This window comes from Demequina zhanjiangensis (assembly GCF_030418315.1).
Classification (GTDB): Bacteria; Actinomycetota; Actinomycetes; order Actinomycetales; family Demequinaceae; genus Demequina; species Demequina zhanjiangensis.
The window spans coordinates 519243-539242 of record NZ_JAUHPV010000001.1; the positions used below are offsets into that span (position 1 = coordinate 519243).

At 69.2% G+C, this 20000-nt stretch carries 17 protein-coding genes; 13 read left to right on the plus strand and 4 right to left on the minus strand.

The window, feature by feature from the left end; all coding sequences use genetic code 11:
* Nucleotides 1–244 precede the first annotated feature (244 nt).
* The 4 genes from nrdH to nrdF are packed head-to-tail and all read left to right on the plus strand — an operon-like array spanning nt 245 to nt 4032.
* Nucleotides 245–481: a glutaredoxin-like protein NrdH gene (gene nrdH / locus QQX04_RS02425; RefSeq protein WP_301125888.1), complete on the plus strand. Its 237-nt coding sequence runs from the start codon at nt 245–247 to the stop codon at nt 479–481.
* 14 nt (nt 482–495) lie between these two features.
* Nucleotides 496–897, plus strand: coding sequence for a class Ib ribonucleoside-diphosphate reductase assembly flavoprotein NrdI (gene nrdI / locus QQX04_RS02430; RefSeq protein WP_301125889.1), 402 nt, complete (start codon nt 496–498; stop codon nt 895–897).
* 20 nt (nt 898–917) lie between these two features.
* Nucleotides 918–3023, plus strand: a complete 2106-nt coding sequence (gene nrdE / locus QQX04_RS02435) for a class 1b ribonucleoside-diphosphate reductase subunit alpha (protein ID WP_301126023.1) — start codon at nt 918–920, stop codon at nt 3021–3023.
* Nucleotides 3024–3057: 34 nt separating this feature from the next.
* Nucleotides 3058–4032 (plus strand): class 1b ribonucleoside-diphosphate reductase subunit beta, encoded by a 975-nt coding sequence (gene nrdF, locus QQX04_RS02440; RefSeq protein WP_301125891.1) that lies wholly within the window; start codon nt 3058–3060, stop codon nt 4030–4032.
* Nucleotides 4033–4121: 89 nt separating this feature from the next.
* Here nrdF and allB read toward each other — a convergent pair whose 3' ends face one another.
* A complete protein-coding gene (allB, locus tag QQX04_RS02445; protein WP_301125897.1) occupies nt 4122–5462 on the minus strand; it encodes an allantoinase AllB in 1341 nt (446 codons plus the stop codon).
* A gap of 67 nt (nt 5463–5529) precedes the next feature.
* On the opposite strand from allB, the gene QQX04_RS02450 reads away from it, so the two are divergent.
* Complete coding sequence (locus QQX04_RS02450) at nt 5530–6474, plus strand: XdhC family protein (protein ID WP_301125899.1); 945 nt, start codon at nt 5530–5532, stop codon at nt 6472–6474.
* 46 nt (nt 6475–6520) lie between these two features.
* Here the strand turns inward: QQX04_RS02450 and QQX04_RS02455 are convergent, their stop codons facing one another.
* Both QQX04_RS02455 and QQX04_RS02460 read right to left on the minus strand, forming a co-directional pair.
* Nucleotides 6521–9211, minus strand: coding sequence for a molybdopterin-dependent oxidoreductase (locus tag QQX04_RS02455; protein WP_301125901.1), 2691 nt, complete (start codon nt 9209–9211; stop codon nt 6521–6523).
* Nucleotides 9208–10020, minus strand: a complete 813-nt coding sequence (locus QQX04_RS02460; RefSeq protein ID WP_301125903.1) for an FAD binding domain-containing protein — start codon at nt 10018–10020, stop codon at nt 9208–9210. Before QQX04_RS02460 ends, QQX04_RS02455 begins: the two co-directional genes overlap by 4 nt.
* Nucleotides 10021–10332: 312 nt before the next feature.
* Between QQX04_RS02460 and QQX04_RS02465 the strand changes: the two genes are divergently transcribed.
* The 5 genes from QQX04_RS02465 to QQX04_RS02485 are packed head-to-tail and all read left to right on the plus strand — an operon-like array spanning nt 10333 to nt 14539.
* Entirely contained in the window at nt 10333–11412 is a 1080-nt protein-coding gene (locus QQX04_RS02465) for an ABC transporter substrate-binding protein (RefSeq protein ID WP_301125905.1), read from the plus strand.
* A 20-nt stretch (nt 11413–11432) separates the two neighbouring features.
* On the plus strand, nt 11433–12257 hold the full coding sequence (locus QQX04_RS02470) for an ABC transporter ATP-binding protein (RefSeq protein WP_301125907.1): 825 nt from the start codon (nt 11433–11435) through the stop codon (nt 12255–12257).
* Nucleotides 12257–13051: an ABC transporter permease gene (locus QQX04_RS02475; protein ID WP_301125908.1), complete on the plus strand. Its 795-nt coding sequence runs from the start codon at nt 12257–12259 to the stop codon at nt 13049–13051. The genes QQX04_RS02470 and QQX04_RS02475 overlap by 1 nt, the downstream gene beginning before the upstream one ends.
* Entirely contained in the window at nt 13048–13941 is an 894-nt protein-coding gene (locus tag QQX04_RS02480) for an ABC transporter permease (protein ID WP_301125910.1), read from the plus strand. Before QQX04_RS02475 ends, QQX04_RS02480 begins: the two co-directional genes overlap by 4 nt.
* A 4-nt stretch (nt 13942–13945) precedes the next feature.
* Nucleotides 13946–14539 (plus strand): helix-turn-helix domain-containing protein, encoded by a 594-nt coding sequence (locus QQX04_RS02485; protein ID WP_301125912.1) that lies wholly within the window; start codon nt 13946–13948, stop codon nt 14537–14539.
* On the opposite strand, the gene QQX04_RS02490 is transcribed toward QQX04_RS02485, so the two are convergent.
* Nucleotides 14536–15897 (minus strand): 8-oxoguanine deaminase, encoded by a 1362-nt coding sequence (locus QQX04_RS02490; RefSeq protein ID WP_301125914.1) that lies wholly within the window; start codon nt 15895–15897, stop codon nt 14536–14538. The genes QQX04_RS02485 and QQX04_RS02490 overlap by 4 nt on opposite strands.
* Before the next feature lie 118 nt (nt 15898–16015).
* Between QQX04_RS02490 and ligA the strand changes: the two genes are divergently transcribed.
* The 3 genes from ligA to QQX04_RS02505 all read left to right on the plus strand — a co-directional run bounded on the left by ligA (nt 16016) and on the right by QQX04_RS02505 (nt 19936).
* On the plus strand, nt 16016–18268 hold the full coding sequence (ligA, locus tag QQX04_RS02495; protein ID WP_301125916.1) for an NAD-dependent DNA ligase LigA: 2253 nt from the start codon (nt 16016–16018) through the stop codon (nt 18266–18268).
* Nucleotides 18269–18425: 157 nt separating this feature from the next.
* Complete coding sequence (locus QQX04_RS02500; protein ID WP_301125918.1) at nt 18426–19211, plus strand: OmpA family protein; 786 nt, start codon at nt 18426–18428, stop codon at nt 19209–19211.
* Nucleotides 19212–19216: 5 nt separating this feature from the next.
* Nucleotides 19217–19936 (plus strand): hypothetical protein, encoded by a 720-nt coding sequence (locus QQX04_RS02505; RefSeq protein WP_301125919.1) that lies wholly within the window; start codon nt 19217–19219, stop codon nt 19934–19936.
* Nucleotides 19937–20000 lie beyond the last annotated feature (64 nt).

Consider the following 20000-nt stretch of genomic DNA (forward strand, 5'->3'; position numbering starts at 1 on the left):
AGCCGTTTCGCGCGTCCCGAAACGACCCACGGGGAACGTACGCAGGGCCTCCGGCGTGTCGCCTGCGTGTCGTCGGCGTGTCGTCGGCGTGTCCTTCTCGGGGTCTGCCAGGGCTGGAGTCGCGTTTGTCAGACCCCGATGCAAGAATTCTTCTACGACACACCATGTTGTGTCGGTTGACGCGTCATCACCCCATATATAGTGTTGCTCGCCCCAAGGGACTCATCCTCGAAAGGAACCGCTCATGACGATCTCGGTCTACTCCAAGCCCCAGTGCGTGCAGTGCACGGCCACCAAGAAGGCGCTTGAGCGCGCTGAGATCGAGTTCGAGATCTTTGACGTCACCGAGGACCAGGACGCCTACAACACCGTCATGGACCTGGGCTACTTGCAGGCGCCCGTCGTCATCGCCGGCGACGAGCACTGGTCGGGCTTCCAGCCGGACCGCATCGCGGCCCTCGCCGAGCGGGTCGCCTCCTAGCGGAGCCCTTCGTCATGGCCTCGCTGGTCTACTTCTCCTCGACCTCGGAGAACACCAAGCGGTTCATCGACAAGCTCGGTGTCCCCGCCGACCGGATCCCGCTTCGGCCCAAGGACGAGCCCCTCACGGTGGACGAGCCCTACGTGCTCGTCTTGCCGACCTACGGTGGCGGCAACGAAGGGGGAGCCGTCCCCAAGCAGGTCATCAAGTTCCTGAACGACGAGCACAACCGCTCGCTGATCCGGGGTGTGATCAGCGCGGGCAACACCAACTTCGGCACGGCCTACTGCATCGCCGGCGACATCGTCGCCGCGAAGTGCCACGTGCCACACCTGTACAAGTTCGAACTCTTCGGAACTCAGGACGACGTCACCGCCGTCCGTGAGGGATTGGATGACCTGTGGAAGCAACTGTGATCGAGAAGCCCAGGACGGGCATGGACTATCACTCGCTCAACGCGATGCTGAACCTCTACGACACTGAGGGGAAGATCCAGTTCGACAAGGACCGCGAGGCGGCCCGCGAGTACTTCCTGCAGCACGTCAACCAGAACACCGTCTTCTTCCACTCCCTCAAGGAGCGGCTCGACTACCTGGTCGAGAAGAAGTACTACGAGCCCGAGATCCTGGACCAGTACGACTTCTCGTTCGTGCAGGACCTCACCGAGCGCGCGTACTCCAAGAAGTTCCGGTTCCCCACCTTCCTCGGCGCCTTCAAGTACTACACGTCGTACACGCTCAAGACGTTCGACGGGAAGCGCTACCTCGAGCGCTACGAGGACCGCGTCGTCATGGTCGCGCTCACCCTCGCCGCGGGCGACACCGAGCTCGCCACCAAGCTCGTCGACGAGATCATCGCCGGCCGCTTCCAGCCCGCCACCCCCACCTTCCTCAACGCCGGCAAGGCGCAGCGCGGCGAGTTCGTCTCCTGCTTCCTGCTCCGCATCGAGGACAACATGGAGTCCATCGGCCGCTCCATCAACTCCGCCCTGCAGCTGTCCAAGCGCGGCGGCGGTGTGGCCCTCTCGCTGTCCAACATCCGCGAGTCCGGCGCGCCCATCAAGCACATCGAGAACCAGTCGTCCGGCATCATCCCCGTGATGAAGCTGCTCGAGGACTCCTTCACCTACGCGAACCAGCTCGGCGCGCGTCAGGGTGCCGGCGCGGTGTACCTCTCCGCGCACCACCCCGACATCATGAAGTTCATGGACACCAAGCGTGAGAACGCGGACGAGAAGATCCGCATCAAGACTCTCTCGCTCGGCATCGTCGTGCCCGACATCACGTTCGAGCTCGCCAAGAACAACGAGGAGATGTACCTCTTCTCCCCGTACGACGTGGAGCGCGTCTACGGCGTCCCGTTCGGCGACATCTCGATCACCGAGAAGTACCACGAGATGGTCGACGACCCGCGGATCCGCAAGACCAAGATCGCAGCCCGCCACTTCTTCCAGACCGTGGCCGAGCTGCAGTTCGAGTCGGGCTACCCGTACATCGTGTTCGAGGACACGGTGAACAAGGCCAACCCGGTCCAGGGCCGCATCAACATGTCCAACCTGTGCTCCGAGATCCTCCAGGTCAACACGCCCTCCAAGTTCAACGAGGACCTGACCTATGCCGAGACCGGCAAGGACATCTCCTGCAACCTGGGCTCCATGAACATCGCAACCGCGATGGACGGTGGGAACCTCGAGCAGACCGTCGAGATCGCAGTCCGCGGCCTCACCGCCGTCTCCACGCAGTCCAGCATCGACTCGGTTCCGTCCATCAAGTACGGCAACGACCGCAGCCACGCGATCGGACTCGGCCAGATGAACCTCCACGGCTACCTGGGCCGCGAGCGGATCCACTACGGATCCGAGGAGGGCGTCGACTTCACCAACATCTACTTCTACACGGTGCTGTTCCACGCCATCCAGGCCTCGAACAAGATCGCGATGGAGCAGGGGACCGCGTTCGAGAACTTCGAGAACTCCAAGTACGCCACCGGCGAGTTCTTCGACAAGTACACGGACCAGGAGTGGAAGCCCGCCACCGAGCGCGTGGCCCAGCTGTTCGCCGATGCCGGCATCCACATCCCCACGCAGGACGACTGGCGCGAGCTCAAGGCCTCCGTCCAGGAGCACGGCATCTTCAACCAGAACCTGCAGGCCGTGCCGCCCACCGGATCGATCTCGTACATCAACAACTCCACGTCGTCGATCCACCCGATCGCGTCGCGTATCGAGATCCGCAAGGAAGGCAAGCTCGGCCGCGTCTACTACCCGGCGCCGTTCATGGACAACGACAACCTGGAGTACTTCCAGGACGCGTACGACATCGGCCCCGAGAAGATCATCGACACCTACGCGGCCGCCACGCAGCACGTGGACCAGGGTCTGTCGCTCACGCTCTTCTTCCCCGACACCGCCACCACGCGCGACATCAACCGCGCGCAGATCTACGCGTGGCGCAAGGGCATCAAGACGATCTACTACATCCGCATCCGCCAGATGGCGCTTGAGGGCACCGAGGTTGAGGGCTGCGTCAGCTGCATGCTGTGATGTGTGACCTCAAGGAAGCGAAGAAGGAACAGATATGAGTGAGAAGCTGACCCTCGTCAGCCACGTGGACGCGATCAACTGGAACCGCATCCCTGACGAGAAGGACGTCGAGGTGTGGAACCGCCTCACGGGTAACTTCTGGCTGCCCGAGAAGGTGCCGATCTCTGGTGACGTGCAGTCGTGGAACACGCTGACGCCCGAGGAGCAGACGCTCACCATGCGCGTGTTCACCGGCCTCACGCTCCTGGACACCATCCAGGGCACCGTCGGCGCCGTGTCGCTCATCCCCGATGCGCTCACGCCGCACGAGGAGGCCGTCTACACGAACATCGCGTTCATGGAGTCGGTGCACGCCAAGAGCTACTCGTCGATCTTCTCCACGCTCTGCTCCACGCCCGAGATCGACGCCGCGTTCCGCTGGTCCACCGAGAACCAGAACCTGCAGCGCAAGGCCAAGATCGTCATGGACTACTACCGTGGCGACGACCCGCTGAAGCGCAAGGTCGCCTCGACCCTGCTCGAGTCGTTCCTGTTCTACTCGGGCTTCTACCTGCCCATGTACTGGTCCTCGCGAGCCAAGCTCACGAACACTGCCGACTTGATCCGCCTCATCATCCGCGACGAGGCCGTGCACGGGTACTACATCGGCTACAAGTACCAGAAGGGCCTCGAGAAGGTCACCCCCGAGCGCCGCGAGGAGCTCAAGGCGTACACCTTCGACCTGCTCTACGACCTCTACGACAACGAGGTCCAGTACACGCAGGACCTCTACGACGGCGTCGGACTGACCGAGGACGTCAAGAAGTTCCTGCACTACAACGCCAACAAGGCCCTCATGAACCTGGGCTACGAGGCGCTGTTCCCCAACACCGTCACGGACGTCAACCCGGCCATCCTCTCGGCCCTGTCGCCCAACGCGGACGAGAACCACGACTTCTTCTCAGGCTCCGGCTCGTCCTACGTGATCGGAAAGCACGAGGAGACGACGGACGACGACTGGGAGTTCTAGTCGTCAGGTCCATCAGCACCCGAGGGCCCCGCACCGCAAGGTGTGGGGCCCTCGGCGTCTCTGCAGGTTGAGGGGGAGTAGAGGCGCGCCTAGGGTCGCGCGAGCAGCGTGCCCGTCACGCCCTCCGTCGCACCCTCGCCGTGCACCACGGTGCCGCCCAGCCACGTGGTCCGCGCGCGGCCGCGCAGCGTGTGCCCATCGAACGCGGTGACCGCGTTCTTGTGGTGCAGCTCCCCGGCGTGGATGACGCGCTCGTCGTTAGGGGCGAAGGCCACCAGGTCGGCGTCCTTCCCGACTGCGATGCCGCCCTTCGAGTCCAGGCCCGCCCAGGCAGCCGTCGACGCCGACATCCAGCCCAGCACGTCCGCCAGGCTGCGCTCGCGTGCCGACGCTCCGGTCCAGATCGCGCTGAGGCTCACCTCGAGGCCCGCGATGCCGCCCCACGCGAGCGCGAAGTCACCCTCGCCCGCGAGCTTCAGGTCGGCGGTCGCGGGGGAGTGATCCGAGGCGATGATGTCGATCGTGCCGTCGAACAGCGCCTCCCACAGCGCCTCCCGGTTCGCCTCGTCGCGGATCGGCGGGCAGCACTTGTACTGCGTCCCACCAGCAGGGATGTGGGCTGCGTCGAAGGTCAGGTAGTGGGGGCAGGTCTCCACGGTCAGCGGCAGCCCCTCCGCCTTGGCCGCGCGAATCTCTGGCAGCGCAGCCGCCGACGACAGGTGCAGGATGTGCGCCCGGACACCCGTCGCGCGCACGCCGTCGATGACCGCTTGAATGGCCGTCACCTCGGCCGCGTCCGGGCGGGTGGAGGCGAAGGCGACGGGATCCGTCCCGGGGATGCCGGCGTCGTCCAGGTGACGCGGGTCCTCCGCGTGCACGATGAGTCGACCGCCGAAGGACGCGATCTCCTCCATGGCTGCCCGGAGCTGAGAAGCGTCGAGCTCGGGGAACTCGTCCACGCCCGAGGGCGCGAGGAAGCACTTGAAGCCGAACACGCCCGCCTCGTGGAGCTCGCGCAGGTGCCCAAGGGACGACGGGATCGCCCCGCCCCAGAAACCGACGTCCACGCGCGCCTTGGCGGCCGCGACCGAGCGCTTGACCTCGAGCGCCTCCAGGGTCGTGGTGGGAGGGATCGAGTTCAAAGGCATGTCGATGATCGTCGTCACTCCGCCCGCTGCCGCCGCTGAGGTGGCGGACGCGAAGCCTTCCCACTCGGTGCGGCCCGGCTCGTTGACGTGCACATGCGTGTCCACCACACCGGGGATCAGCACCTCGTCGTCAGGGAGCGTCACGGTCGACTCAGCATCCCAGGACGCGTCGACAGCGCCGACGCCCACGATCACGCCGTCGGTGACGGCGACGGACGCGGGCCTCTCCTCTCCGTCGATGAGCGCGCGGGTGGCTCGGATGACCAGGTCGATGTCAGGCATGGAGGCTCCTTGAAGGGGTGGCGCGCGGTCCTACACTGGCTGGCAGTTCCCAGACCCGGAGGTGCGCGTGTTCGAGATCGCCCGCGAGATGCTCGCCGAGCTGGAGGCGGGCGCCCCGCTCGGTGTGGTCGTGGTGACGGCGGTGCACGGCTCGGCGCCCCGCGCCGTCGGCTCCGCGATGGCGGTGACGCGCGATGGCCGCGCGATCGGCTCGATCTCCGGCGGCTGCGTCGAGGGCGAGGCCTACGACCTCGCGACGCAGGTCCTCGCCGAGGGTGGGCTCGTGGATGTGGATCTTGGCGGCGAGGGAGACCTCTACGCGGCGGGACTCGCATGCGGTGGCTCGCTCGGCGTGGTCGCCTTCCGGCTGTCCGAGGATGACGGCGCGGTGGTGCAGGCCCTGCGCGAGTCGCTCGTGCCGAACGAACGGGTCGAGGTGCGCATCCCGCGCCATCCGGAACGCGCAGGAGGGCCGTTCTCCCTGGTACGGGAAGCTGCGCCCGCCATGGTGATCGTGGGCGCCGTGGATTTCTCGGGTGCTCTCGCGTCGGCTGCGAAGGCGCTCGGCTACCGCGTCACAGTGGTCGACGCGCGCCCCGTGTTCGCCACCCAGGCGCGGTTCCCCGAGGCGGACGAGGTGGTCGCGATGTGGCCGGATCGCTACCTCGCGGGAGTGGCTCTGGACGAGCGCGATGCCGTCTGCGTCCTGACCCACGAGGAGCGCTTCGACATCCCCACCCTCGAGATCGCGCTGCGATCCGAGGCCGGCTACGTCGGGGCGATGGGCTCGCGGCGCACGCATGAGCGACGCGTGGCCCGGCTCCGCGAGGCGGGGCTCGGCGAGGAGCAGATCGCTCGCCTGCGGTCGCCGATCGGACTCGACCTGGGTGGCTCGACTCCCTCGGAGACCGCCGTCTCGATCGTCGCGGAGATCCTGCGCGATCGCACCGAGGCGAGCGGAGCACCGCTGAGTCAGCGAGAGGGCGCGATTCACCCGTCCCAGCGGACGTGAGGTTCCTGTAGGAGACACTCGCGGCTCGAGAGCGGTCATGAGTCTCCTACAGGGCGCCGCTGGGGGCACGATCCGAGGCTGACGCGGCCAGCCGCCAGACGCGGTCGCGGCTCATGGGCGTCGAGTAGGGGCGTGCGCCCACCGCGCGCCTGATCGCGTTCGCGAGTGCGGGCGCGACCGGGTTGTAGGGCGACTCGGACATGGACTTGGCGCCGAAGGGGCCGAGCTCGTCGGAGGTCTTCGCGAAGTAGACCTCCGTCTCGGGCACATCGGCCATCTGAGGCACGCGATAGACACGGAACGCGGGGTTCTCCGGCGCGCCATCGTCCCCGATCATCACCTCTTCGTACAGGGCGGAGCCGATGCCCTGGGCCACGCCGCCCTCGATCTGGCCGCGGCACTGGGCGGGGTTGAGGACGACGCCCGCGTCGGCTGCCTGGATGGACTGGAGGATCTTCACGGAGCCGGTCTCGAGGTCCACAGCGACGCGGAAGGCCTGGACGTTGAACGCGAGCGAGCGGATCATGCCGTCGGTCGATCCTTCGCCTACCAGGCCTGATGCGGGGATCGGGTCGCCCGCGTCGAGGCGGTCACGGAGCTGGACCGCCGCGGCGTGCACCGCCTTTCCTGCAACGGTGATGCCGGTGGAACCGAAGGCTCCGGTGTCGTAGGTGGTCGCATCGGTGTCGGATGCCCGGAGCGACACGGACGCCACGGGAACTCCGAGCGCCTCGGCGGCGATCTGGGTGAGCACGGTGTGGGTGCCGTTGCCGAACTCGGCGGTGCCGGCGGCTACGAGGAACGTGCCGTCGGGCCAGGCGGTCACGGACGCGGTGGCGTGGTGGCCGCGCGGCGGGATCGTGGCGATCATGCTGAGGGCCATGCCCTCACCGACGCTCCAACCTTCGGGAGCCTCGACGCCGTTGCCGCGTGCGAGTGCCTCGTCGGCGAGGTCGAGGCACTGGTCGAGCCCGTAGGAGCCGAAGATGAGCCCGTCCTGGTGCTTGCGCTCGGTGACTCCGAGCGGGTCGCCCTCCTTGACGGCGTTGAGGCGGCGCATCTCGAACGGGTCGATCCCGAGCTCGAGTGCGAGCTCGTCGATCGCGGATTCGACGGCGAAGATCACCTGGCCGAGCCCGTAGCCGCGGAACGCGCCAGCGGGGGTGGTGTTCGTGTAGACGACCTCGGCGTCGAGTCGCTTGGCAGGGGAGCGGTACGCCTCGAGCGACTCGGCGCAGCCGTGGAACATCACGCCGATCGAGTGGTTGCCGTAGGCGCCGGTGTTGCTCAGCACCTGGATGTCCATGGCGGTGAGCATGCCGTCCGCGGTGGCCCCGAGGGTGGCGGTGACGCGGAAGGGGTGCCGGGTGGCGGTCCGGGTGAACTCCTCCTGGCGGGTCATCTCGTAGGCGACGGGGCGGCCGGTCTTCAGCACCGCGAGGGACACGAGGTCCTCGGTGAAGATCTCCTGCTTGCCGCCGAAGCCTCCGCCGACGCGCGCGGTGAAGACGCGGACGGACTCGGGGGCGCGGTCCAGGATGACGGCGAGCTCGTCGCGCACCAGGAACGGCACCTGCGAGCTGGTGCGGACGGTCAGCCGGCCCAGGTCGTCGATCCAGCCGATCGCTCCGTGCGTCTCGAGCTGCGCGTGGCTGACGCGGCCGTTGGACCACGTACCGGTGGCCACGGCCGACGCCTGGGCGAGGCCCTCGTCCACGTCGCCGTAGCCGCCCTTCCAGGACGCGATGAGGTTGCGCGAGGAGTCGAGCACGCCGTCATCCGGGGTGCGGTCCGGGTGGAGGGCCGGAGCGGCGCCGGAGCGCGCCTCCTCGGGGTCGAAGACGGCCGGAAACACCTGGTATTCGACGGTGATCGCCTCGACGGCGGCGTCGGCGATCGCGAGCGAGTCGGCGACGACGGCCGCCACGCGCTGACCCTTGAACCGGACCACGTCGTCGAGGATGCGTGTGTCCCGCGGGTCGTCCATGCGGTTGTCGTGACGCGCGGAGGAGAAGAGCGTGGCCGGCGCGTCCTCGTGGGTGAGGACGGCGTGGACGCCCGGCATCGCGAGCGCGGCGGAGGCGTCGATCGACACGATGCGCGCATGCGCGTGGGGTGAGCCGAGCACGCGGAGGTGGAGCGTGCCGTCGGGCACCTCGTCGAACGTGTAGGGCTCGCGTCCTTGGACCACCCGGGTGGCGGCGGGCGGTCGCGCGGAGCGGCCCACGCTGGAACCGGTCTCCTGAGACACGGACGAGTCGGCGGGCGCGGATCCGCAGATCCCGTCGCACGAGCCTCCGCAGCCCCCGCGCACCGAGTGCTCGACGGCCTCGCGGATCGGGCGATATCCGGTGCAGCGGCACAGTGAGCCCTTGAGCTTGCGGTCAAGGTCGGGCAGGTCGTCCTCGGTGAGGGACGACGCGGTGACCACCATGCCGGGAGTGCAGAAGCCGCACTGGAAGGCGAAGCGGTCGGCGAACTCCTGCTGCACCGGCGAGAGGTCGTCGCCAGGGGCGAGGCCTCCCGCGGTCGTGACCGCGCGTCCCTCGGCGCGGACGGCGGGGTAGAGGCACGAGTGGACCGGCTGGCCGTCGACGAGCACGGCGCACGCGCCGCAGTCCCCGGCGTCGCAGCCCTTCTTGACCTCCGTGGCCCCGTGATCGCGCAGATACGTGCGCAGGCACTGGCCCGGCGCGGCCTCGCCCTCGACGGGGGAGCCGTCCACCTCGATCCTCATGCGTGGTCCTCCTCGAGGTCGGCGATCACTCGCGTGGCGAGCACGCCGGCGACATGCTGTCGCCAGTCGGCGCTGCCGAGAGCGTCGTCGTAGTAGCCGTCGGCGGCGCGCACCTGGGCGGCCACCGCGTCGGCGTCGGGCATGGACGGGAAGCGCAGCACGACCGGCGTGAGGGTCGCGGCCGTGACGACAACGGTCACCGCCCCGTCCTCGTCGCGCCTTCCTGTGACGACGGCGCCGGAGCGTCCCAGCTCGGCGAGCGCGATCTTGTGAAGCGAGGTGCGTGCCCCCATCGCGTGCGCAGGGATGTCGACGGCGCGCACCACGTCTCCGGGCTGCAACGTGTTCGTGCCGTTGCCCGTCGGCAGCGCGGCGACCGGCTCGTGGCGGACGGACCCGTCGGCGGCCCAGATCTCGGCGGTGCCGTCGAGAGTGGCGCACGCCGCGAGCATCGCGGCCGCGGCGAATGATCGGCAGATGTTGCCGACGACGGTGGCCTCGTTCCAGATCTTGAAGCTCGCGAGCAGCGCGTTCGCGGCGTCGTCGAAGAACGGCTGGGCGGCCCACCCGTCGACCTGAGGCTCGGCGAGGAGCCTCGCGATCGTGCAGGTCGCGCCGATGCGCAGGCCGGCCTCTGACACCTCGACGGCGTCCCACGGCATGGAAGTGAGATCCACGAGTCCGGTGACGTCCCGGTTCGGCTCCGAGAACACCCACGTGCCTCCCGCGAGGAACGTCTCTCCGGGAGCGAGCGCGAGGTCGTCGCGGGTGGTGGCCCGGCGGTATCCGGTGACCGCGGTCAGGTCCATCGCTCCTCCTTCGCTAGTGCGTCGACGGTCCCTGCGGCGGTCGGATCGCACTGGCTGTGGAGAGCTGCCGGCGGGGACGGAAGGGCCAGTCAAGCATGGCCAGATGTCACGATTGTGTCTCGGCAATCTGATTTAACCGGGATGAAACACAACCGCGCGTGTTGATGAAATCTACAGTCCCTACGTTGACTTTTGTGCCGCCCCAGGGACGGTTCCGCATGCTGTGGATCCGAGGTTCGGAACCGTCCTGGAACTGCTCGCGGCACGCGTCAGTCCTCGTGTCAAGGACGCGCCACTACAGGGAGAGAACACATGTCCTTCAGCATCAAGCGCACCGCTGTCGTCGCAGCGGCCGCCGTCGCGGCGCTCACGCTCGCCGCCTGCTCGTCCGGCTCCGCAGACGAGGAGCCCACCGCCTCCGAGACCGGTGAGGAGTCGATGGAGGCCGCCGACTACGGCGACCTGACCCTCCAGCTGTCCTGGATCAAGAACGAGGAGTTCTCGGGCGAGTTCTTCGCGGACTCGAACGGCTACTTCACCGATGCGGGCTTCTCGTCCGTCGACATGGTCTCCGGCCCGTCGACCGGCGCCGCCGAGCTGCTGTCCGGCACCGCCGACGTCGCGCTGTCCGACGCCGTGTCCATCGGCTCCGCAGTGGCGGCCGAGGGCGCCCCGCTCAAGATCATCGGCGCCACCTACCAGGCCAACCCGTTCACCGTGCTCTCGCTGGCCGACGGCGGCAACATCATGACCGCCGAGGACATGATCGGGAAGCGCATCGGTGTCCAGGACTCGAACACCTCGCTGTTCATGGCGCTGCTCGCCGCCAACGGCATCTCTGAGGACGAGCTCGAGATCGTGCCGGTCCAGTACGACCCGGCGCCGCTCACCAACGGCGAGGTCGACGGCTTCATCGCCTACCTCACCAACGAGTCCCTCATCCTCGAGGCCGCCGGCTACGACACCGTGAACCTGCCCTTCGCCGAGAACGGTCTGCCGTTCGTCGCCGAGACCTTCACGGTCACCGACGAGACCATCGCCGAGGACCGCGAGATGCTCAAGGCCTTCCTGGTCGCCGAGATCATGGGATGGACCGACGCGGTGAACGACCCCGCCGAGGGCGCTCGCCTCGCCTACGAGGTGTACGGCGCTGACCTGGGCCTCGAGCCCGAGGTGTCCGAGGCCGGCGCGATCGTCCAGGCCGAGCAGCTCGTCGTCTCCGACGAGACCGTCACCAACGGCCTGTTCACCATCTCCGACTCGCTCCAGGCGGAGACCCTCGCGTCGCTCGCCGGCGCGGGCATCGAGCTCGAGGCGTCGGACCTGTTCGACATGAGCCTGCTCGACGAGGTCTACGCCGAGCACCCCGAGCTGATCGCCTACGCAGGCTGATCAGTCCGAGGAGCTCAGACGTGACGAACGTCGACAGCACCGGTGCCCGGGGCGAGACCGCCCCGGGCACCGGCCTGCAGATCACCGACCTCACCAAGGTCTTCCACTCGCGTGGCAAGACCACGACCGCCCTCCAGGACGCCACGCTCCACACGGACCAGGGCTCGTTCCTGGCCCTCCTGGGACCGTCCGGCTGCGGCAAGTCGACCATCCTTCGCATCCTCGCCGGGCTCGAGGAGCCCACGAGCGGCAGCACCCGGGTCGACGGGCGCACGCCCGCCGACCTGCGCGCCTACAACGAGCTCGGCATCGCCTTCCAGGACTCCGCGCTCCTGCCGTGGCGGTCGGTGTACGCCAACATCAAGCTGCCCTTCGAGGTCGCCGGGAAGCCGGTCGACCACGACTACATCGAGGAGCTGATCGAGCTCGTCGGGCTCAAGGGATTCGAGAAGGCCAAGCCCGCCCACCTGTCGGGCGGCATGCGTCAGCGAGTCTCGATCGCGCGTGCGCTCGTCCTCAAGCCCTCCGTGCTGCTGCTCGACGAGCCGTTCGGCGCGCTGGACGACATGACGCGCCAGCGTCTCAACCTCGAGCTGATGCGCATCCTCGCGGCGAAGCCCGCGACCACCCTGCTCGTCACCCACGGCATCACCGAGGCGATCTTCCTCGCGGATCAGGTCGCCGTCATGAGCCCCCGGCCGGGTCGGGTCAAGGAGGTCATGCAGATCGACCTCCCCCGTCCGCGCACGCCCGACATCCAGCGCAGCCCCGAGTTCCACGCCTACGTGGATCGCGCCTCCGACCTGCTGTTCGGAGACGGCGGCGCGGCCACCGAGGACGACTGATGCGCAGGCTTCCGTCGTGGGCCACCGCGGTGCTCAGCGCCGTCGGACTGCTCGCCGCGTGGTGGATCTCGTCGCTGACGATCTTCGCCAACGTCGGGTCCGGCAACACCCAGGCGATCCCCACGCCGGTCCAGGTGATCCAGGACTTCGGCGAGATCGGGCTGGGGTTCTACTGGACCCACTTCTCGGTCACGCTCCATGAGGCGGCCCTGGGCTACCTGTGGGGCAACGGCCTCGCGCTGGCGCTCGCCGCGCTCGTCATGGTGATCCCGCGGCTCGAAGGCGTCGTGTCGCAGCTCGCAGTCATCACGTACTGCATCCCGATCGTCGCGATCGGTCCGCTCCTCGTGCTCATCTTCGAGGTGCCCGACCGCGGCGAGCCCTCCGGCACCGCCGTCTTCATGGCCGCGCTCAGCGTCTTCTTCACCACCGTCGTCGGCTCGCTTCTCGGCCTGCATGCCGCCGACAAGGCCAGCCTCGACCTCGTCTCGGTCTACGGCGGAAACGCCTGGATGCAGCTGCGCAAGGTCCGCGTCGTGGCCGCCCTTCCCGCCGTGCTCACCGCGCTGCAGATCGCGGTGCCCGCGGCCTTCCTGGGCGCTGTGCTCGGCGAGTACTTCGGCAAGGTCGAGACGGGCATCGGAGTCGCGATGGTCATCGCCCAGCAGGCCCTCAACTCGCCGCGAGTGTGGGGCATCGCGCTCATGTCCGGCCTGATCGCCCTCGTGCTCTACCTGGGCGTCGGCCTCCTCACGCGTCTCGCGACGCCCTGGTCGAAGGGAGCGGCCGCATGAGCCCGCAGATGAGCGCCGCCGTCGCGGACAGCCCGGGTGCGGCTGGGCCTCAGAGCCAGATGCTCGCCGACAAGGTCCGCCGCGACGCGCGCGCCTCGACCCTCAAGGCGCTCGGCGCCTCGCTCCTCACCTTCCTCCTCACCCTGGTGGGCGTCACCGTCCTGTGGCAGCTCGCGCTGTGGGCGTCAGACCTGTCGCCCTACGTCGCCAAGGGTCCGGTGGACGTGTGGAACTTCTTCTTCGTGGAGGAGGCCGCGGCGGAGAACCGCGCCGAGATCCTCGGCAACCTCGCGGTGACGCTCGGCGACGCCGTGATCGGCTTCGCGGCAGGACTCCTCATCGCGCTCCTGGGCGCCATCGGGTTCCGGCTCTCGCGTGGATTCGAGCAGGCGATGATGCCGATCGCGCTGCTGCTGCGCTCGGTGCCGCTTGTCGCGTTCGCGCCGATCATCATCATGATCTTCGGACGCGAGTTCGCGACCGTCGCGGTCATGGGAGGCATCGTCGTCCTGTTCCCGGCGCTCGTGAACATCGCCTTCGGGCTCCAGCAGTCGTCCCAGCAGACCCTCGAGGTGGTGCAGGTCTACGGCGGCGGCCCGATCAAGCAGCTCACGAAGGTCGCGCTGCCCGCGTCGCTGCCGGCGTTCTTCGCGGCGGTGCGCGTCTCGGTTCCTGGCGCGATCACGGGTGCCCTGCTCGCCGAATGGCTCGCGACCGGCTCCGGCATCGGCGGTGTGATCAACGGGTATGCCACGTCGGCCAAGTTCGACGAGCTGTGGGCGTCGGTGGTCGTCGTCACGCTCACCTCGCTCGTGCTCTACAACCTGGTCGCGATCCTCGAGAACACCGTGCTCGCCCGCATGGGCATGCACCCGACGAAGCGCCTCTGAGCCCATGGTGCACGGCGTCCCCGGCCCGGAGAGCGCAGAGGCCGCGCTGAGGTTCGGCGCTCATGTGAGGGAGCTGCGGCGCGCCCGCGGGCTGACCCTCGTTCAGCTGGCTGAGGCGACGGGGCTGTCCCACCCGTTCCTCAGTCAGGTCGAACGAGGGCTTGCGAACTTCTCGCTGCCCTCGCTGCGTCGCATCGCGGTCGCGCTCGAGACGAGCCCTGTGGAGCTGATCGCCGCGTCGGAGGCCGGCCATGGCGATGCGGCTCCACCGCCCGTGGAGATGCACCGCGTCGCGGCGGCTGACGACGCGGTGTCCGACTTCGCTCAGGACCGGGCGGTGCCCTTGGCGCACGGCACGCGGCCGTTCCTGCCCATGGCGATCGTGTGCGACCGCACCGACCGCGGCGAGGTGTTCACGCACGCCGAGGACGAGTGGGTGACCGTGCTCGAGGGGACGCTTCACCTGGAGCTCGACGGCGACGTGCAGGTGCTCGGGCCAGGCGACGCCGCCTACTACGCCGGGGGAGTGGCGCACCGCTGGTGGATCGAGGACGCTCCCGCGCGACTGATCGCAGTCAAGCAGCAGTCGGTCGGCTAGTCCCCGGCGAGCCGCGCCGCGGCCGCGGTGACGCGCTGAGCGATCGATCCCTCGTCCGTCCGGGTGAGCAGGCCGTCCCGCACCACCTCGCGTCCTTGCACCAGCATGAGGCGCACCGTGGGCAGCGACCCGAGCGTGAGGGCCGCCACGGGATCGGCGATGCCGGCGTGCTCGACCGCGGTGAGATCCCAGGCGACCACGTCGGCCAGCTTGCCGGGCTCGAGCGAGCCGATCTCGTCCTCGCGGCCCAGCACGCGTGCGCCGCCCATGGTGGCCATGCGCAGCGAGTCGCGGCCCGGCATGGCGGTGGCGCCGTCCCGCAGCCGCGCGACGAGCGCCGCCTGACGGATCTCGGATCCGAGCGTGCCGTCCTCATTGGAGGCCGCTCCGTCCACACCGAGGCCCACCGCCACGCCCGCGTCGAGCATCGCGCGCACGGGAGCGATGCCGGCGGCCAGGCGGGCGTTGGAGGAGGGGCAGTGGGCCACTCCGGTGCCCGTCGCGGCGAACGTGGCGATGTCGGCGTCGGACAGGTGGACGCAGTGGGCCATCCACACGTCGGGCCCAAGCCAGCCGACCGACTCGAGGTATTCGGTGGGGCTCATGCCGAACCGTTCGCGGCAGAACGCGTCCTCCTCGACCGTCTCGGAGCCGTGCGTGTGCAGGCGGACGTCGAGGCTGCGCGCGAGGGGAGCGGACTCGCGAAGAAGGTCGGTGGTGACGGAGAATGGCGAGCACGGCGCGATGGCCACGCGGACCATCGAGTCGAAGGACCTGTCGTGAAGATGCAGCACTGCGTCCTCGGAGGCTCGCAAGGCGTCGTCTGTCGACTCGACGGCGAAGTCGGGGGGAAGCCCGCCGTCGCTCGCGCCCAGGTCCATCGAGCCTCGCGTGAGCTGGAGACGGAGGCCGATCTCCCGCGCCTCGTGGGCGATGGATCCCAGGATGTCCCCCGAGCCGCGGGGGAAGATGTAGTGGTGGTCGCCGACCGTGGTGCAGCCCGACCGTGCGAGCGTCGCCATCGCGCCCGCGGCGCCTGCACCCACGGTGTCCGCCGTGATGCGCGCCCAGGTGGGGTAGAGCGCGACGAGCCAGTCGAACAGGATCGAGTCCTGCGCCCAGCCTCGCGTGAGCCACTGGTAGAGGTGGTGGTGGGTGTTCACGAGCCCTGGGGTGACCAGCATCCCGGTGGCGTCGATCCGCTCGGCGGCGGCGTCACGCAGGCCCGACGGCGCAGGGCCAGGGCCGACAGCGGTGATCCGCCCGTCGCGGATCGCGAGATGGCCTGGCGCGTGCTCGGTGCCGGCGGCGTCCACCGTGACGATGTGCCCGCCCTCGATCAGCGTCAGTCCGGCCATCCGTGCACTCCCTCCGTGCGGCCGGTCGGCCACGGCACCAGGCTACTCGTGGCCGGTGCCCTGAGGCCGGTGCGTGTGCTCCCGCTGCGGTGTCGGGGGGACGTGATGGAATGTGTCCGTGAACGACGCGATCGCCGATGCCACCCGTGCCCGCTCCCGCCACGCTGAGCTCGTGCAGGAGGTCGAGGAGCACCGCGCGCGCTACTACGGTGACGACGCCCCCACGATCTCCGACGCTGAGTACGACGCGCTCGAACGTGAGCTGAAGGACCTCGAGGCGCGGCATCCCGAGCTCGTCGAGCCCGACTCGCCCACGCAGAAGGTCGGAAGCGCGGGCGTCGAGACCGGCTTCGCCTCGGTCCGTCACCGCGAGCGCATGATGAGCCTGGACAACGCGTTCTCCTTGGAGGACGTGGAGGCGTGGCTCGCGCGCGTCGGCAGGGAGGCCGGCGATCAGCAGATCGTCTGCGAGCCCAAGATCGACGGGCTGTCGCTCTCGCTCACATACGAGGACGGCAGGCTCGTCCGCGGGGTCACGCGAGGCGACGGGACCACGGGCGAGGACGTCACGGCGAACGTGCTCACCATCGAAGGGATCCCGCGTCAGCTGCGCGGGCCCGACGCGGGCGGTGCGCCGGTCCCGAGCGTCGTGGAGATCCGCGGCGAGGTCTACATGCCCGTCAGGGAGTTCGAGCGGCTCAACGAGCGCCTTCTGGCTGAGGGGAAGCCTCCCTATGCGAATCCGCGGAACACCGCCGCGGGCTCGCTCCGCCAGAAGGACCCCGCGGTGACGGCCACCAGGCCGCTTGCGCTCACCACCTACGCCCTCGGAGCGCTTGAATGGGGAGACACGCCCGCAGATGAGCGGCTTAAGACGCAGTTCGGCATCTACAAGGTCCTCGCGGACTGGGGACTCCCCATCACCGAGCATGCGAGTCTGCTGCGCGGCGCGTCCGCGATCGCCGACGCGCTCACGGACCTCGAGAAGAACCGGCACAGGCTCATCCACGAGATCGACGGGGCCGTGCTCAAGGTCGACGACAGGGCCGTCCAGTCCGAGCTCGGCTCCACGAGCCGCGCCCCCAGGTGGGCGCTCGCCTACAAGTTCCCGCCGGAGGAGGTGCACACCCGACTCGTGGAGATCAGGATCGGCGTCGGTCGGACGGGCCGCGCCACCCCGTACGCCGTGATGGAGCCCGTGAAGGTCGCGGGCAGCACGGTGAGGCAGGCGACGCTCCACAACCAGGACGTCGTGCGCGCCAAGGGCGTGAGGATCGGCGACGTCGTCGTGCTGCGCAAGGCGGGAGACGTCATCCCCGAGATCGTCGGGCCCGTCGCCGCGCTCGCTGATGACGGCTATCCGCGCGAGGACTTCGTCATGCCGGAGGCGTGCCCCGAGTGCGGCACGCCCCTGCGGCCCATGAAGGAGGGCGACGCCGACCTTCGCTGCCCGAACGCGCAGACCTGCCCCGCGCAGGTGCGTGGACGCGTCGAGCACATCGGCTCGCGGGGAGGCCTCGACATCGAGGCGCTCGGGGAGGTCACCGCCGCGGCGCTGACCCAGCCGCTGCGACCCGCCGAGCCGCCGCTGAGGACTGAGGCAGGCCTGTTCGACCTCACGCTCGAGGACCTGATGCCCATCGAGGTCGTGGTGCGTGACGCCGAGACCGGCCTTCCGAAGGAGGACGAGGACGGCGAGGTCCGGCTCCGCACGCCGTTCCAGCGTGTCGAGCTCTCCTACCCGCCCGAGGCGGAGGGCATGTCGCCCGCCGAGCGCCGCAAGGCCGGGCACACCAAGAGCGTGCGGACCGTGCACCCGTCGGCGCAGGCGCTCACCCTGCTCGAGGAGCTCGAGAAGGCGAAGTCGAAGGAGCTGTGGCGCGTCCTCGTGTCGCTCAACATCCGCCACGTCGGCCCCGTCGCGAGCCGTGCGCTCGCCACCGCCTTCGGCTCGATGGAGGCGATCCGTGCCGCCACCACGGAGGAGCTCGCCGCTGTCGAAGGCGTCGGGCAGATAATCGCCGAGTCCGTGATCGAGTGGTTCCAGGTCGACTGGCACCGCGACATCGTCGACCGGTGGGCCACCGCAGGGGTGAGGATGTCGGAGCAGCGCGACGAGAGCATCCCCCAGACTCTTGAGGGACTCACGATCGTGGCCACCGGCTCACTCGAAGGCTTCACCAGGGATGGCATCAAGGAGGCGATCATCTCCCGGGGAGGCAAGGCGGCGTCATCCGTCTCCAAGAAGACCGACTACGTGATCGTCGGAGCGAACGCCGGATCCAAGGCTTCCAAGGCCGAGGAGCTCGGCGTTCCGATCCTCGACGAGGCCCAGTTCGTGGCACTGTGCGACGGCACGCCGCCCGCATGAGGCCCCCGTCCGGGTCCGGCCACCGGACAGACCGGCACATCGCCGGACATACCCGCCCCCGTGTCGACGTGGCGCATGCGGACGCCGGGCGCCCGGCGCTAATGTGGGTCTCGCGGCGCGGCTCACAGCGCTCGACGCGCGCGTCAGGAGGGTGACGATGGGCAACGAGGACAGGGCCTCGAGGCGACGCTACGTCGCTGGGCCGATCCGGTGGTGGCTCCTCGCGCTGGGCCTTGTGCTCACGCTGACCGCGGTCACGTACGGGTTCGCCGCCTCCGTCGCCTCATCCACCGACACCCAGGCGCGTCGGGCGCTCGACGCCGCGGGACTCGACCAGGTCCTCGTCGACGACGTCCAGTACCGCGATGTGGCGCTGCGGGGCCCCTCCGACGTTCAGGACGCGGCGACCGAGACGGTCTCCAGCCTCGAGCTCGTGCACACGGTCGACTACACGGTCGACGAGTCCCTCGCGCCCACTCCTTCGCCTGAGCCGACGCCCACCGAGACCGCCGAGCCCTCGCCCAGCCCGAGCGAGTCCGCCTCGCCCTCGCCGAGCGCCACGCCGTCCGAGACCGAGACTCCGGCCCCGCCGCTGCCCGAGCTGCCGTCCGTCTACTTCGAGGCGTTCTCCGCCGACCTCACCACCCGTGCGAGGGCCGAGCTCGACGGCATCGCCGACACGATCCTCGACGCGCTCGAGACCAACCCCGGCCTCACAGTCCAGATCGATGGCTACAGCGACTCGCTCGGCACCGATGAGGAGAACCAGGCCCTCACGCTCGAGCGTGCGGAGAACGTGCGGGACTACCTGGCCCAGGCCGACGTGCCGCGCAGCATCATGGAGACCACCGGGCACGGCGAGGCCTCGCCTGTCGCCTCGAACAGCACGGAGTCGGGCCGTGCGCTGAACCGACGCGTCGAGATCACGCTCACGGAGGGATGACGATCATGACCGCAGTGCTCCAGGAGGCATGGCTCTGGCTCCTCCTCGCCTTCGTCCTCGGCCTCGTCATCGGCTACTTCCTCAGGCGCTACACGATCGGCGACGACCCTGCCGAGGCTGACGAGGCAACTGCGGCGGCGCCCGCCGCGCAAGAGCCCGAGCCTGAGCCTGAGCCTGAGCCTGAGCCTGAGCCTGAGCCCGAGCCCAGCGGTTCCGAGGCCGTAGCCGAAAGCGAGCAGGAGCCCGCCCCGACTCAGGAGCGGCGTGCGGAGCGCAAGGAGGCGTCCGACTCCGGCGCATTCGAGACGGCGACGGTGACGCTCGCCGAGCTGTCCGCGTCCGCTCCCTCCCCGGCCGAGCCAGGTTCCGGCGACGGCGACGGGGAGGACGCCTCGGCGCCCTCGGCGGACTCCCCTGAGGAGGAGCTGCGCGAAGGTCCCCACTTCGACGAGAACGTCCATGCCGAGCACGTCGATGCGGGTGATGTCTACATGCCGGTGCTCGAGCCGCTGCGCGTCCCGCACGGTCGGCGCGAGGCCGCGTCGCTCTCCGCTGCGTCCGCCGCCTCCGCCCAGGAGCCCGCGCCTCAGGTCGATGCGGCCGCGCCCGCCACAGAGTCGGAGGGCGACGCCATCGCGTCCGTCATCGACGAGGAAGGCGCCGAGGCGGCGGTCCGCGACGCTGAGAAGGGCAAGCCCAAGCGCCGCTCACGCCGGTCCTCCTGACCGTCGGACGGCGCCGTCGGCGGGCCACAGGACGCCGACCGGGCGTTTCCGTACACTGGCGACT

What these genes read in the sequence shown, in the direction of transcription:
- nrdF (WP_301125891.1), top strand. Translation starts at nt 3,058, where the DNA reads ATGAGTGAGAAGCTGACCCTCGTCAGCCACGTGGACGCGATCAACTGG.
- nrdI (WP_301125889.1), top strand. Translation starts at nt 496, where the DNA reads ATGGCCTCGCTGGTCTACTTCTCCTCGACCTCGGAGAACACCAAGCGG.
- QQX04_RS02460 (WP_301125903.1), bottom strand. Translation starts at nt 10,020, where the DNA reads ATGGACCTGACCGCGGTCACCGGATACCGCCGGGCCACCACCCGCGAC.
- nrdH (WP_301125888.1), top strand. Translation starts at nt 245, where the DNA reads ATGACGATCTCGGTCTACTCCAAGCCCCAGTGCGTGCAGTGCACGGCC.
- QQX04_RS02500 (WP_301125918.1), top strand. Translation starts at nt 18,426, where the DNA reads ATGGGCAACGAGGACAGGGCCTCGAGGCGACGCTACGTCGCTGGGCCG.
- QQX04_RS02455 (WP_301125901.1), bottom strand. Translation starts at nt 9,211, where the DNA reads ATGAGGATCGAGGTGGACGGCTCCCCCGTCGAGGGCGAGGCCGCGCCG.
- QQX04_RS02475 (WP_301125908.1), top strand. Translation starts at nt 12,257, where the DNA reads ATGCGCAGGCTTCCGTCGTGGGCCACCGCGGTGCTCAGCGCCGTCGGA.
- QQX04_RS02465 (WP_301125905.1), top strand. Translation starts at nt 10,333, where the DNA reads ATGTCCTTCAGCATCAAGCGCACCGCTGTCGTCGCAGCGGCCGCCGTC.
- QQX04_RS02490 (WP_301125914.1), bottom strand. Translation starts at nt 15,897, where the DNA reads ATGGCCGGACTGACGCTGATCGAGGGCGGGCACATCGTCACGGTGGAC.
- nrdE (WP_301126023.1), top strand. Translation starts at nt 918, where the DNA reads ATGGACTATCACTCGCTCAACGCGATGCTGAACCTCTACGACACTGAG.
- QQX04_RS02485 (WP_301125912.1), top strand. Translation starts at nt 13,946, where the DNA reads ATGGTGCACGGCGTCCCCGGCCCGGAGAGCGCAGAGGCCGCGCTGAGG.
- QQX04_RS02505 (WP_301125919.1), top strand. Translation starts at nt 19,217, where the DNA reads ATGACCGCAGTGCTCCAGGAGGCATGGCTCTGGCTCCTCCTCGCCTTC.
- QQX04_RS02480 (WP_301125910.1), top strand. Translation starts at nt 13,048, where the DNA reads ATGAGCCCGCAGATGAGCGCCGCCGTCGCGGACAGCCCGGGTGCGGCT.
- allB (WP_301125897.1), bottom strand. Translation starts at nt 5,462, where the DNA reads ATGCCTGACATCGACCTGGTCATCCGAGCCACCCGCGCGCTCATCGAC.